At 35.2% G+C, this 13,869-nt stretch carries 11 protein-coding genes; 10 read left to right on the top strand and 1 reads right to left on the bottom strand.

Annotated elements, in window-relative coordinates; translation table 11 throughout:
- Positions 1-11: 11 nt before the first annotated feature.
- The 7 genes from topA (at position 12) to ACWGOQ_RS03860 (ending at position 9,506) form a co-directional block, all read left to right on the top strand.
- Entirely contained in the window at positions 12-2,519 is a 2,508-nt protein-coding gene (gene topA / locus ACWGOQ_RS03890; protein ID WP_452056427.1) for a type I DNA topoisomerase, read from the top strand.
- Between the two features lie 9 nt (positions 2,520-2,528).
- Entirely contained in the window at positions 2,529-3,692 is a 1,164-nt protein-coding gene (locus ACWGOQ_RS03885; protein ID WP_452056428.1) for a formimidoylglutamase, read from the top strand.
- Between the two features lie 110 nt (positions 3,693-3,802).
- Complete coding sequence (gene porK, locus ACWGOQ_RS03880) at positions 3,803-5,170, top strand: T9SS ring complex lipoprotein PorK/GldK (RefSeq protein WP_452056429.1); 1,368 nt, start codon at positions 3,803-3,805, stop codon at positions 5,168-5,170.
- Between the two features lie 98 nt (positions 5,171-5,268).
- Positions 5,269-5,895, top strand: coding sequence for a type IX secretion system motor protein PorL/GldL (gene porL / locus ACWGOQ_RS03875; protein ID WP_452056430.1), 627 nt, complete (start codon positions 5,269-5,271; stop codon positions 5,893-5,895).
- A gap of 42 nt (positions 5,896-5,937) precedes the next feature.
- Complete coding sequence (gene porM / locus ACWGOQ_RS03870; protein ID WP_452056431.1) at positions 5,938-7,485, top strand: type IX secretion system motor protein PorM/GldM; 1,548 nt, start codon at positions 5,938-5,940, stop codon at positions 7,483-7,485.
- 15 nt (positions 7,486-7,500) lie between these two features.
- Complete coding sequence (porN, locus tag ACWGOQ_RS03865; RefSeq protein ID WP_452056432.1) at positions 7,501-8,391, top strand: type IX secretion system ring subunit PorN/GldN; 891 nt, start codon at positions 7,501-7,503, stop codon at positions 8,389-8,391.
- A gap of 68 nt (positions 8,392-8,459) precedes the next feature.
- On the top strand, positions 8,460-9,506 hold the full coding sequence (locus tag ACWGOQ_RS03860) for an NAD(P)/FAD-dependent oxidoreductase (protein ID WP_452056433.1): 1,047 nt from the start codon (positions 8,460-8,462) through the stop codon (positions 9,504-9,506).
- 4 nt (positions 9,507-9,510) lie between these two features.
- On the opposite strand, the gene ACWGOQ_RS03855 is transcribed toward ACWGOQ_RS03860, so the two are convergent.
- Entirely contained in the window at positions 9,511-9,885 is a 375-nt protein-coding gene (locus ACWGOQ_RS03855; protein WP_452056434.1) for a DUF983 domain-containing protein, read from the bottom strand.
- Between the two features lie 56 nt (positions 9,886-9,941).
- Here ACWGOQ_RS03855 and ACWGOQ_RS03850 point away from each other — a divergent pair, with 56 nt between their 5' ends.
- The 3 genes from ACWGOQ_RS03850 (at position 9,942) to ACWGOQ_RS03840 (ending at position 13,867) form a co-directional block, all read left to right on the top strand.
- Positions 9,942-11,858, top strand: a complete 1,917-nt coding sequence (locus ACWGOQ_RS03850; protein WP_452056435.1) for an ABC-F family ATP-binding cassette domain-containing protein — start codon at positions 9,942-9,944, stop codon at positions 11,856-11,858.
- A gap of 227 nt (positions 11,859-12,085) precedes the next feature.
- Positions 12,086-12,541, top strand: a complete 456-nt coding sequence (locus ACWGOQ_RS03845) for a MarR family winged helix-turn-helix transcriptional regulator (RefSeq protein ID WP_452056436.1) — start codon at positions 12,086-12,088, stop codon at positions 12,539-12,541.
- Positions 12,542-12,700: 159 nt separating this feature from the next.
- Positions 12,701-13,867, top strand: coding sequence for an efflux RND transporter periplasmic adaptor subunit (locus tag ACWGOQ_RS03840; protein WP_452056437.1), 1,167 nt, complete (start codon positions 12,701-12,703; stop codon positions 13,865-13,867).
- The last annotated feature ends 2 nt before the right edge of the window (positions 13,868-13,869 follow it).

Below are 13,869 nucleotides of genomic sequence, written 5' to 3'. Positions count from 1 at the left end.
AAAAAGGATTTATGGCTAAGAATTTAGTGATCGTAGAGTCACCAGCTAAGGCAAAAACAATAGAAAAATTTCTGGGCAAAGAGTATAAGGTGGCCTCTAGTTTTGGGCACATTGCGGATTTACCGGCCAAAGAACTAGGGGTAGATGTAGAAGAAGGCTTTAAACCGAAATATATTGTTTCTAAGGATAAGAAGGATGTAGTAAAAAAGCTGAAAGACTTAGCCAAAAAAGCCGAAATGGTTTGGTTAGCAAGTGATGAGGATCGAGAAGGAGAAGCAATAGCATGGCATCTGGCCGAAGAGTTAAAACTAAAAAAAGAAAAAACACGTAGAATTGTTTTTCACGAGATTACTAAAAAAGCGATACTTAAGGCTATTGAAAATCCTAGGAGCATTGATTATAATCTAGTAAACGCACAACAAGCCAGACGGGTTCTGGATAGACTGGTAGGTTATGAACTATCCCCTGTTTTGTGGAGAAAAGTAAAAGGAGGTTTGTCTGCCGGTAGGGTACAATCTGTGTCTGTGCGTTTAATTGTAGAAAGAGAACGTGAAATACTTGGTTTTAAACAAGTTGCTTCATATAGAATCGATGCCGAATTTGCTAATAAAGAAGGAAAATCGTTTAAAGCAAAACTTCCTAAAAATTTTACAACTAAAGAAAAGGCAGAAGCATTTTTAAAGAAGAATCTTGGAGCTGGGTTTAACATAGCAGACCTTACTACCAAACCAGCTAAGAAATCACCTGCACCTCCATTTACAACATCGACCTTGCAACAAGAAGCATCACGGAAATTGTATTTTTCTGTAAGTAAAACGATGACTATGGCTCAACGGCTATATGAGGCTGGACTGATTACCTATATGAGGACAGATAGTGTAAACTTATCTACAGAAGCTCAGAATGGCGCAAAAGCTGAAATTATTTCTGCCTATGGAGAAGAATATAGCAATCCTAAACAGTACAAAGGTAAAGCCAAAGGAGCTCAAGAAGCTCACGAAGCGATTAGACCAACAGATTTCTCAATGCATACAGTTCCGGTTGATTATGATCAACAACGTTTGTATGAATTGATTTGGAAAAGAGCAATAGCATCGCAGATGAGTGATGCCAAATTAGAACGGACAAATGTAAAAATAGGTGCTAATTCGCATAGCGAACAATTTGTAGCAAATGGAGAGGTGATAAAGTTTGAAGGGTTTCTAAAAGTATATCTGGAAGGAAATGATGATGAAGACGAAGAGCAAAGCGGAATTTTACCAGCTATGAAGGTCGGAGAGAATTTGTTTAACAATTATGTAACTGCTACCGAAAGATTTACAAGACCTCCAAGTCGTTATTCTGAGGCAGCGTTGGTGAAAAAATTGGAAGAGTTAGGTATTGGTCGTCCATCCACGTATGCGCCAACAATTTCTACCATTCAAAATAGAAATTATGTAGAGAAAGGATCAAAAGAAGGTGAAGAACGAAAGTATGTTCAGATTACACTTTCCGGTGATGCTGTTAAGGAAAAAAACTTAAAAGAAAAAGTAGGTAGTGATAAAGGTAAATTAATACCTACCGATGTTGGAATGGTAGTTAATGACTTTTTGGTAAATCACTTTTCATCTATTTTGGATTACAATTTTACAGCTAAGGTAGAACAAGATTTTGATGAAATTGCAGATGGTCAGGAAGATTGGACTCACGTTATGAAACAATTCTACGAAGAATTTCATCCCAGAGTAGAGGATGTTGCTCAGAATGCTGAACGAGAAGTTGGAGAAAGAATTTTGGGGGAAGATCCTGATTCAGGAAAACCAGTAAGTGTTCGTCTAGGGAAGTTTGGGCCTATGGTACAAATTGGTACTGCAGAAGACGAGGATAAACCCAGATTTGCAAGTTTGGCACCAGGGCAAACATTAAGTAGTATTACTTTTGAAGAAGCAATGGATCTGTTTCAATTACCTAAAGAGCTTGGTACGTATAAGGGAGAAACGATTGTGGTAAACAATGGTCGTTTTGGCCCTTACGTGCGTTTTGGTGATAAGTTTGTTTCATTGGATAAGGGAGAAGACCCATTGAATACCTCGCTCGATAGAGCGAAAGAATTAATTGATGCTAAAGAAAAAGCAGACGCGCCTATCTATACCTATGAAAATTTACCAGTACAAAAAGGAACCGGTCGATTTGGTCCGTTCATAAAATGGAATGGTATGTTTATCAATGTGAATAAGAAATATGATTTTGATAATCTTTCTGATCAGGATATTATTCAGCTGATTGAAGATAAGAAACAAAAGGAGATTGATAAGGTGATTCATAATTGGGAGGATGAAGGAATCAGGGTTGAAAAAGCAAGATGGGGGAGAAGTAACATTATAAAGGGTAAAACCAAAATAGAATTACCTAAAACTGTAGATGCTACAAAACTTACTTTAGAAAAGGTAAAAGATCTTATCGAAAAGAATGCTCCTAAAAAGAAGACCGCTACCAAGAAAAAATCCGCTGCCAAAAAAAAGACTACTAAAAAGAAATAGGTATACCATATGTCTTTAGAATTTCTTTCACCAGTTAGTGATAAAGTAGCTGCGCATATTGCATTGCTTTCAGATCAATCACTGGGTAAACAAATTAAAACACATACATCTGATGACGGAGTTCCTGATTTAGATAAAGTTGCTATTGCAATTATTGGAGTTAGGGAGAACAGAAATGATATCAATTTTCTTGGAGAAGAAGTGCGTTTTGATACCATACGTAAATCATTATACGATCTTTTTCCTGGTAATTGGGATACAAGGATTGTTGATCTTGGAGATATTATTCCTGGTGATGAGGTAGGTGACACATATTTTCTGATGAAGGAGATTTTATCTACGCTACTTCAAAAAAATGTCATTCCGCTAATAATTGGTGGAAGTCAGGACTTGGTGTATGGCCAGTACCGTGCCTTTGATATTTTAGAAAGGATGGTTAACCTAGTCAATGTAGATAGCAAATTTGATTTAGGAAATACTTCGCAACCGATAACAAATACTTCTTTTGTAGGTAAAATTATTGTAGAACAACCCTATAACCTTTTCAATTATAGTAATATAGGATATCAAACGTATTATAATGCTCAAGAAGAAATAGATCTTATTGAAAAATTATATTTTGATGCGTATCGATTAGGAGAGGTAACATCTGATCTTACGATTGTAGAACCAATTATGCGAGACGCTGATATAGTAACGATCGATCTTGGAGCAATGAGTTCTACTTGCCTTAATTATCAATATGCTTCGCCAAATGGTTTTAATGGAAGAGAGATTTGTGCAATTGCAAGATACGCTGGTATAAGTGACAAGGTGAAGAGTTTTGGGATTTATGAATTTAAAAATTTCAAACAAGAAGAAACAACCTCGCTCCTAATTGCTCAGATACTTTGGTATTTTATTGAAGGAGTTAATTATCGATCTAATGAATTGAATATCAAAAATCAATCAGGAACACTTCACTATAACGTACCGGTAGAAGAAGAAATTTTATCCTTTTATAAAAGTCATAAAACAGAAAGATGGTGGATAGAAATACCTTTTATTTCATCCGGGAATAATAAATTGAAAAGACACACGTTATTACCTTGCACATACAACGATTATGAGCGTGCTTGTAATCAAGAAATACCTGAAAGATGGTATAAGGCAAAACGAAAAAACGAAGTTTAACATTTTTATTAGGGAGATTTAAGGTTTTTTTTGGAAAAAAATTGTTTTTCTGGAAATAAATAAATAGGTTTACCAACTTAAATCTCGAAGATCTTAACCTAAAACACGTTATGAAGAAATTTGTATCACTCTTTGCTATTGTAGCAATGCTATATAGTTGTGGCGGAGGAAACCGCGGAGAACTAGTTGGAGTAAAGGGTAAAAAATGGCATCCGGAAAAACCTTACGGAATGGCTCTCATCCCCGGAGGTTCATTTATTATGGGTAAATCCGATGATGACAAGGCAGCATTAGCTAATGCGCCGACAAAAACAGTAACCGTTCGATCTTTCTACATGGACGAGACTGAAGTTACTAATAGTGAATATAGACAATTTGTTCGTTGGGTTCGTGATTCTACCGTTAGAATGAAGTTAGCTATCATGGCTGATGATTTAGGTAAAACTCCCGGAGATGATGGAATCGGAGAATTTGCATTTCTTGATGCAAATACCGAGGATATGTCTGTTTATGAGAAATATGTTTATGACAATTATAGTGGAACCGGAACAACTGGCTACGAAGGTCGTAAGCTCAATAAGGACATAGATATTGAATGGGACACAGAAGATTATCCTGATGAGTTCTACACAGAAGTGATGGATTCTCTATATATCCCATTAGAAGAATCATACAATGGAAGACGTACTTTTGATGTACAGAATTTTAAATTCAGATTTACCTGGATGGATATTCAAGCAGCGGCTCGAGCGAAAAAAGGAAGAAGAAAAGATTTTGTTAAAGAAACAGTAATTGAGGTGTATCCTGATACTACTGTTTGGATCAAAGATTTTAACTATTCTTATAATGAGCCAATGCATAACGATTACTTTTGGCATAGTTCATACGATGATTACCCAGTAGTGGGTGTTTCCTGGGAACAGGCAAAAGCTTTTTGTACCTGGAGAACTATCGAAAAGAATTCTTACCAGAAAAAGCGTAATAAGGAGTTTGTGAATTATTTTAGACTTCCGACAGAGGCTGAGTGGGAGTATGCCGCCAGAGGTGGATTAGAGTCAGGAACATACCCTTGGGGTGGACCTTATGCGCTAAATGATAGAGGTTGTTTCCTAGCTAACTTTAAGCCTTTGAGAGGTAATTATGCAGCTGATAACTTTTTGTATACAGTAGAAGCAAAAACATTTGAGCCTAATGATTATAACTTATATAATATGGCAGGTAATGTTTCAGAGTGGGTGCAGTCTTCATACGATCCTGCAGCCTATGAATATGTGTCATCGATGAACCCAAATGTTAACGATGATCAAAATAAGAGAAAAGTTGTGCGTGGAGGGTCTTGGAAAGACGTTGCTTATTTCCTACAGGTAAGTACCAGAGATTATGAATACGCAGATTCAGCTAGAAGTTATATCGGATTTAGAACGGTACAGGATTATATGGGTACTGACGTTACTGGAGAAGATAATACTAGAAATTAGAATAAGTCCCAAAATTTATCTATCAAAACCCTAATTACTAACCCTTTTTTAATTTAAGATTTTTTAAAAAAAAATTTAAAAAACTAAACACATTTATTATGGCAAATTCAAAATCAAGCAAGAAATTAATGAACATGGTATACGGTCTGGGAGCAGCTGTAGTTATCCTTGGAGCGTTATTTAAAATTATGCACTGGCCTTTCGGTAATGAGATGCTGATCATCGGTCTGATTACAGAGGCCTTGGTATTTACCGTTTCTGCATTCGAACCTGTTGATGATGATTTAGATTGGTCTTTAGTATATCCAGAATTAGCTGGAGGAAACAAAAAAGACAAGAAAGAAATCCAGACCCCAGATGGAATGTTATCAAAGAAACTAGATGAAATGCTTAAAGAAGCAAGAGTTGATTCCAGTCTTATGAGCAGCTTGGGAGAAAGTATCCGTAACTTCGAAGGAGCAGCAAAAGGAATCTCTCCTACAATAGATTCTATTCAGGGTCAGAAAAAATATAGTGAAGAGATGGCAAAAGCTGCTGCTTCATTAGAATCGTTAAATAGCCTTTATAAAGTGCAATTAGAATCTTCTGCATCTCAGGCAGAAGCGAATCAGGCAATTGCTGATAATGCACAAAAACTTAAAGATCAAATGGAAAGTCTTGCCAGTAATTTGTCTTCTCTTAATGGAGTCTATGGTGGTATGTTAAGTGCTATGAACAGAAACTAGTATTTAACTGATTTTAAAAAATAACTACCAAAATATAGAAATATGGCAGGAGGAAAATTATCACCAAGGCAGAAGATGATCAATCTTATGTACTTGGTATTTATAGCGATGATGGCATTAAATATGTCAAAAGAAGTACTATCGGCTTTCGGTTTAATGAATGAAAAATTGACATCGGCAAATCAAATTGCTACAGAAAGAAATGGATCTTTCATGGCCGGTCTAGCTGAGAAAGCAAGTGAACAACCAGAAAAATATACACCATTAAAGGAGAAAGCAGAAACTATCAGTGCGTTGTCTAATGAGTTCAATGACTATGTAGCGCAGATCAAAGCTGAAATTATTGCTACCGCTGATGATCCGACCGATTATGAAACTATGGATAAACCAGACGCACTGGATACCAAGTTTTTTGAAGGTGGTAATCTTACACCAGCAGCAAACGATTTTGTCGAAAAGATTAACACCTACCGAGAAGGAGTAGTTGAGGCTATCCGAAGTGTGAAAGAGGTGGATGCTGAAGTTGCAAACGATGTAGAAAAAACATTTGCTACAGAAGAAGTAAGAAACCGTGATAATCGACCAGTGGATTGGTTGAAATATAATTTTGAAGGCTTTCCTTTGGTAGCTTCTCTTACGAAACTTACTCAAATGCAAGCTGATGTTAAAACTACAGAAAGTAAAGTGTTGTCTGCGTTATTGGCAGGGCAACAGGCGTCAGAATTATCGTTTAGTAATTATGAAGCAATAGTAGTTCCAGACAAAACAGCTTTCTTTAGTGGAGAACCATTTAAGGGGCGTATTGTATTGGGTCGATTTGATGCAACATTAAAGCCAACAAAAGTTGTAGTTAATGGAAAAGATCAAGAAAAAGTTGAAAATGGTCAGATTATGCTTGAGTTCCCAGCAGGTAACGTTGGTGAGCGAGAGGTAAAAGGAGAATTGCAATTTAAAGAAGGAGATTCTACAGTAACCATTCCAATCAAAAGTTCCTACGCTGTGATACCGAAACCAAATTCAGCAGTAATTTCTGCAGATAAGATGAATGTAGTCTACAGAGGTGTGCAGAACCCAATGACAATTTCTATACCTGGTGTTCCTGCGGTTAATGCAAGTGCTCCTGGACTTAGAAAGTTAGGTGGAGCAGGTAAATATATGATGAATGTTACCACAGTAAAGTCCCGAGAAGTTAGTATCAAAGTAAGTGGTAAGCTACCAAATGGAGCTACTGTAAGCGATAGTAAGAAATTTAGAATTAAAGATATACCGAGACCAGTAGGAACTGTAAGAGGTGAAGATGGAAGTATTAAAATGTCAAAAAGTGGCTTAAATAAAGCTTCGATCGGTGCAATTTTACCTGACTTTGATTTTGATATTAAGTTAAAAGTAACAGGCTTTAAGTTTAAAGTAGAAGGTCAGCCAACTGTTAATGTGAGAGGTGGTAGATTGGATTCTAGAGCAAAGTCTGCGCTTAGAAAAGCGAAACGTGGATCTTCGGTTCAGGTTATAGATATCAAAGCACAGTTAACAACCAACGCTGGATATAAATTAAAGAAAATATCTCCGGTTATCGTTGAGTTAACGAACTAAAATAAACTAATGATTATGAATTTGAAAAATTTGTTATTAACCGTTTTTAGTCTATTTGTAACGTTATTTTCGTTTGGTCAGGCTAACATTTTGAATGCTGACAGTCCTGAGGATATCGGAAAGAAGACAATTGAGCAGATTCAATTGGATAATGACCTTCCGTTAGAATACGGTTACGTTGATGAACGTGACGTGCTTTGGGCCAAAACAACGTGGGAGACGATTGATCTCGATGAACGTATTAATTTTCCATTATATTATCCAATTGATACGGTTAATATAGGTGCAGATAGACGTGCATTGTATGATGTATTGTTGTCAAATGTTAAAAATGGTAACATCAAAAAGATTTACGCAGATTCATATTTTACAGAAACACGTACATTGAAAGATTTGGATGGTACCTTGTCAAAAATAGACACGCTGGATTTAGGATATGAACAGTATAATGCCGGAGAAACCGTAGATCCTCAATATATTGAAGTTACCACCATTGGAGCTGCAGACATATCAGAGTATCAAATCAGAGGATACTGGTATTTTGATAAGCGTCAGGGAGAACTGCGATACAGATTATTAGGCCTTGCTCCTGTTGCACCAGATGTAAACTTTCTTAATGATGATGAGCCGGATATGGTTCCGTTATTCTGGGTGTGGTATCCCGATGTAAGAGAGATACTTCATAATGCAAAAGCGTTTAATAGAAAAAACACTTCTATGCCTTTTACCTATGATCATGTTCTTAATGCCAGACGATTTAATTCTGTTATATATAAAGAAGATAACATTCAGGGTGACCGGGAAGTTAATGATTATATAATCGACAACGCTTTGATGCAATTGCTGGAAAGCGAAAGAATTAAAGAGAGTATCCGAAACTTTGAAATGGATATGTGGAGTTATTAAAAGCTCTTGTTTCTAAATAATATATAAACGCCCAACGAATCCGCTGGGCGTTTTGTTATTTTTGATATATGATAGATTATATAATTGTAGGTTTTGGATTAGCAGGATTGGCTTTTGTAGAGAAATTAGAGAAAAACAATAAATCATATATCGTTTATGAAAATTTTTCTCAGAAATCTTCTAGAGTTGCTGGAGGATTATACAATCCGGTTATATTAAAACGATTTACGCTTGCTTGGTTTGCTTCAGAACAACTAGCGTTAGCCGTTCCTTTTTATAAAAATATACAAGAAAAACTAACAACATCGCTGTTGTTCGAGCTTCCGGTTTTAAGAAGGTTTAATAGTGTGGAGGAACAAAATCAATGGTTTGAAGCTTGTGATAGGCCAGTTTTGGATAGATTTTTATCTCCGCATTTAATACGAAATGAAAATGACGCCTTAGATATTTCTTTTCATTATGGAAAAGTAAACTATACCGGCAGGATCGATGTAAAAAAAATGTTGTCTACGTATTTAAAAAATATAGAGAAAGAGAAGAAGCTGAGAAAAGAATCTTTTGATTATGATCATCTGGTGGTCGCAGACGATATTATAGAATATAAAGGTGTAAAAGCCAGAAATATTATTTTTACTGAAGGTTATGGGATCAAAAAAAATCCTTTTTTCAACTATTTACCAGTCCTCGGAAATAAGGGAGAATATATAACGATTAGATCAAAGCAATTAGAGCTGCAAGAGGCTGTGAAATCCTCTATTTTTATTATTCCATTAGGAAAGGATTTATATAAAGTAGGAGCGACTTATAATAATAACGATAAAACTCAGGAGACTACAAAATCTGCCAGAGAGGAGCTACAAGATAAGTTAGAACGGTTTTTAAAAGTACCGTACCAAATAGTTAATCAGGAAGCAGGAATAAGACCCACGACCAAGGATAGAAGACCTTTGATAGGCACACATCCTTTGTATAAAAATATGCATATTATAAATGGGTTAGGAAGCAGAGGTATATTAATCGGACCCTATGCGGCAGGTAAGCTTTATGATCTTATTGAAAACAAAAAGCTCTTAGATAAAGAAATTGATATCAAACGTTTTGAAAAACTACGGTAAATTCTTATTCTTTTCTGTAATGCATAAAAATATTAATCCAGATGTTTCTTGATAATCTAAGGATTATTGGGAAAAATATCAAGAGCGTAGCCACTATAGTGAAAAATGTATTCAGCAGGTTCATTTTTAGAAAAAGATTACCGATTACAAAGGCTGCTACTGCAAAAGCGATACCGACACCATAACTTACATACATTGCTCCATAAAAAAAGGAAGGTTCTATCTTATACTTAGTATGACAATGACTACACCTTTCATGCATTTGGAAAACTTTACCTAATTTATAAGGGTTCGATTCCTTATACATGCTTTCATTCTGACAAACAGGACAGCTGCCTGTCAAGATGCTATAAATTTTGGTTCCTTTTATGTAGCTCATAGTACTTTTATTCTATCGTAAAATTAGCCATCTTTGCAGAAAATATTCAAAAACTGATGTTAAACATACACAACCTTTCAATTTCGTTTGGAGGAGAATATCTTTTCGAAGAAATAGCCTTTAGGTTAAATGCAGGAGACCGAGTAGGGCTGGTAGGAAAGAACGGAGCAGGAAAATCGACCATGCTTAAGATTTTGTCTAAAGAGCAAGAGCCAGATTCTGGTCAGATTGCTATGGATAAAGAGGTAAAGATAGGATTTCTAAAACAAGATATAGATTTTGTTCTAGGGAGGACAGTGCTAGAAGAGTCCTATGAAGCCTTTATTGAAATCAAGAAGATTGAGCGGGAAATTGATGAAATTAACACACAGTTGGCAGAACGTACGGATTATGAAAGTGATGGTTATAACCAACTAATAACAGATTTAAGCGATTACACCCATCAATATGAGATCCTTGGCGGTTATAATTATCAGGGAGAAACAGAGCGCGTATTGCAAGGCTTAGGATTTGGTAGAGAAGATTTTGATAAACTAACCGATACTTTTTCTGGAGGTTGGCGTATGAGAATAGAACTAGCAAAATTATTATTACAAAACAATGATATTCTTTTATTAGATGAACCAACAAACCACTTGGATATTGAATCTATTATATGGTTAGAACATTTTTTAAAAAACTATGCCGGAGTTGTAGTGATCGTTTCTCATGATAAAATGTTTTTAGACAACGTAACAAATAGAACAATTGAAATATCATTAGGCCGCATCTATGACTATAATAAGCCATATTCGCAGTATTTAGTTCTTCGGAAAGAAATAAGGGATCAACAATTAGCGGCACAGAAAAATCAATCGAAACAGATTGAACAAACCGAAAAGCTTATTGAAAAATTTAGAGCGAAAGCTTCAAAAGCCTCTATGGCACAATCACTTATCAAAAAATTGGACAAAGTAGAACGTATTGAAGTTGATGAAGATGATAATGCAGTAATGAATATTAGTTTCCCGGTCAGTATACAACCCGGTAAAGTGGTAATCGAAGCCGAGGAAGTTGGTAAAACCTATGGGAAGAAAGATATTTTAAAAGATATTAATTTATTAGTTGAACGTGGTTCTAAAACCGCTTTCGTAGGGCAGAACGGACAAGGTAAATCTACTTTAGCTAAAATTATAATAGATGAAATATCATATACTGGTGCTTTAAAACTTGGTCATAATGTACAGATAGGATATTTTGCACAGAATCAATCAGAGTATTTGGATGGCGAATTAACAATTCATGAAACAATGATTGAAGCTGCAAATGAAAAAACCAGAAGTAAAGTTCGGGATATGCTGGGCGCTTTTTTATTTAGAGGTGATGAAGTCGATAAGAAAGTGAAGGTGCTTTCTGGAGGGGAACGTAATCGGTTAGCATTGTGCAAATTACTTCTAGAGCCTTTTAATGTATTAGTGATGGATGAGCCAACAAACCATTTGGATATTAAATCTAAAAATATTCTGAAAGAATCATTGAAAAGCTTTGAAGGAACATTGATTTTAGTGTCACACGATAGAGATTTTCTACAAGGATTGACCAATACAGTATATGAGTTCAAAAACAAGCAAATCAGAGAATATCTAGGTGATATAGACTATTACTTAGAACAGAGAAAAGTGGATGACCTTCGTGATATCGAGAAAAAAGATATACAGGCTAAACCTGCTTTAGAAACAAAGGAAACTGCAAAACAAACCTACGAGGATCAAAAAAAGCTAAAATCACTTAATAATAAATTAAGCAATGTCGAGTCATCGATTAACAAAATAGAAAAAGAGATCAAGAAAATTGATGTAGAACTAGCAATCAACTATGATCAAACTATTTCTGAACCAAATTTTTTCGAAAAATACCAAGCAAAAAAGGACAAATTGACTTCTTTAATGGAAAAGTGGGAAGGTTTACAAGAAGAAATCGATACATTATCATAAAACTTTTTGAATGTATAATATTTAAAAGATTATTTGAAAATAAAGGAACAAATTGCGACTCTTTTATTACAATGTGTTTTGTTTTAAAGATACTTGAATAAGAGAATGTTACCTTAAGGTTAAGATCAGATAAATTGTATGTAGTATAATAATTTTTTACTGTTTGTATCATGCACAACTCGATATTTATAGATATTTTTGTATTTGTTAATTAAATTATGCGATGTATGAATGATACGAAGGCCATCGATTTAAATGCCCATGCGTTATCTTGGATCGGAAAGATTCATTATGATTTTGGGTTTTTGGTTCAGAAAGCGTTTAGTGAAAATGGATTGGATTTATCCAAAGAACAATGGAGCGTTCTTAAGCGTTTACGAGTAAAGGATGGACAACCACAAAATGATCTGGCTTTTATTACCCATAGAGATAAAACTTCCATGACCAGATTGGTGAACACTATGGAAAGTAAAAACCTTGTGGTTAGAAAAAGTGATAAGAATGATCGAAGAGTAAATAGAATTTTTCTTACTGATTATGGAAAAGAGGTTATAGAAAAAGTTACTCCTATTATGTATGATTTAATACCAGCCGTACAAGAAAGCTTAAGTGACGAAGAAATCGAAAATTTGATTGGTACACTCAAAAAAATCAAAGCAAAAATCGCCGAAATAGCAGATTAAGAAGAATAGTTTATATATTTTTAAAAGACATCTATAATTATAGATGTCTTTTTTGATTTAATACACTGGTTTTTTATGAGTTCTTTAACTGCGACACACGCCAGTAGTTGATAGTTTTGCTTAGCTTTTTATATTAAAAGTTCAAACAAACTATTGAGAATGAGAAATGTAATACTTTCTATCCTTGGATTACTCCTAATCGCAGGAGCTATATTTGGAGCAAAAAAGCTTATTGACAGCAAAACAAGAATAAAACCAAAGTCTGCAAAGGTGGTCAAAACCGTTTTTGTAGATACTATAAAAAATGGTACAGTACCGATTACAATCACTGCAAACGGTAACCTAGAGGCTAAAAGAAAATTAGAATTATTTTCTGAAGTACAAGGCGTTTTTAGAGGAGGTTCTAAGCTTTTTAGAACCGGACAACAATATCAAAAAGGACAAACCTTAATACGGATTGATGCCTCAGAGTATTACGCATCTGTACAATCTGCTAAAAGTAATTTATACAATTTGATTACTTCAATAATGCCTGATTTACGGCTGGATTATCCCGATATTTATGATAAATGGCAAAATTATCTTACCAATTTTGACATCAATAAAGCAACACCAGAACTTCCGGAGACTGCTTCAGAAAAGGAAAAATATTTTATTACCGGGCGCAATATTTATACAACATATTACAATGTAAAAAACCTCGAACAACGCTTGTCTAAATATATAATTTCGGCTCCATTTTCCGGAGTACTCACAGAAGCGTTGGTTACAGAAGGAACACTGATTCGACAAGGACAAAAACTTGGAGAGTTTATTGATACCAGTATATATGAGATCCAAGTGGCAGTAGGAAAAGAATATTCAGACTTATTAAAGATAGGAGAATCTGTAATGCTTACCGATCTTAACAAGTCCAGAACGTATACAGGAATTGTAACCCGCATAAATGGAAGGGTAGACCAAGCCACCCAGACCATAACAACGTTTATTGAAGTTAAAGATGCTTCGCTGAAAGAAGGAATGTATCTGGAAGCCAACCTTAATGCTAGAAAAGCTGAGAACGCTATAGAAGTTGATCGTAGCCTGCTTCAAGATGGGAACAAAGTTTTTATAGTAAGAGATAGTGTTTTAGATATGATCGATGTGCAACCTGTTTACTTTTCTGACAAGAAGGTTGTTCTGAAAGGAGTTCCTGATGGAGATGTGATCCTTAGCAAACCTGTTCCCGGAGCATATGCCGGTATGTTAGTCAAGATATATGAAGGCAAAGGAAGAAAGTCATCGGCTCCTGAAGGTAACGTGATTAGTACAAATTCAAAACAGTAATT

The sequence above is a fragment of the Aquimarina ulvae genome, assembly GCF_053613295.3.
The sequence above is the reverse complement of the archived record's forward strand: the minus strand, read 5'-3'. Positions and strand labels throughout refer to the sequence as shown.

Coding starts and splice junctions, on each gene's coding strand:
- ACWGOQ_RS03850 (WP_452056435.1), top strand. CDS start 9,942: ATGTTAAACATACACAACCTTTCAATTTCGTTTGGAGGAGAATATCTT.
- ACWGOQ_RS03845 (WP_452056436.1), top strand. CDS start 12,086: ATGAATGATACGAAGGCCATCGATTTAAATGCCCATGCGTTATCTTGG.
- ACWGOQ_RS03885 (WP_452056428.1), top strand. CDS start 2,529: ATGTCTTTAGAATTTCTTTCACCAGTTAGTGATAAAGTAGCTGCGCAT.
- topA (WP_452056427.1), top strand. CDS start 12: ATGGCTAAGAATTTAGTGATCGTAGAGTCACCAGCTAAGGCAAAAACA.
- ACWGOQ_RS03860 (WP_452056433.1), top strand. CDS start 8,460: ATGATAGATTATATAATTGTAGGTTTTGGATTAGCAGGATTGGCTTTT.
- ACWGOQ_RS03840 (WP_452056437.1), top strand. CDS start 12,701: ATGAGAAATGTAATACTTTCTATCCTTGGATTACTCCTAATCGCAGGA.
- ACWGOQ_RS03855 (WP_452056434.1), bottom strand. CDS start 9,885: ATGAGCTACATAAAAGGAACCAAAATTTATAGCATCTTGACAGGCAGC.
- porN (WP_452056432.1), top strand. CDS start 7,501: ATGAATTTGAAAAATTTGTTATTAACCGTTTTTAGTCTATTTGTAACG.
- porL (WP_452056430.1), top strand. CDS start 5,269: ATGGCAAATTCAAAATCAAGCAAGAAATTAATGAACATGGTATACGGT.
- porK (WP_452056429.1), top strand. CDS start 3,803: ATGAAGAAATTTGTATCACTCTTTGCTATTGTAGCAATGCTATATAGT.
- porM (WP_452056431.1), top strand. CDS start 5,938: ATGGCAGGAGGAAAATTATCACCAAGGCAGAAGATGATCAATCTTATG.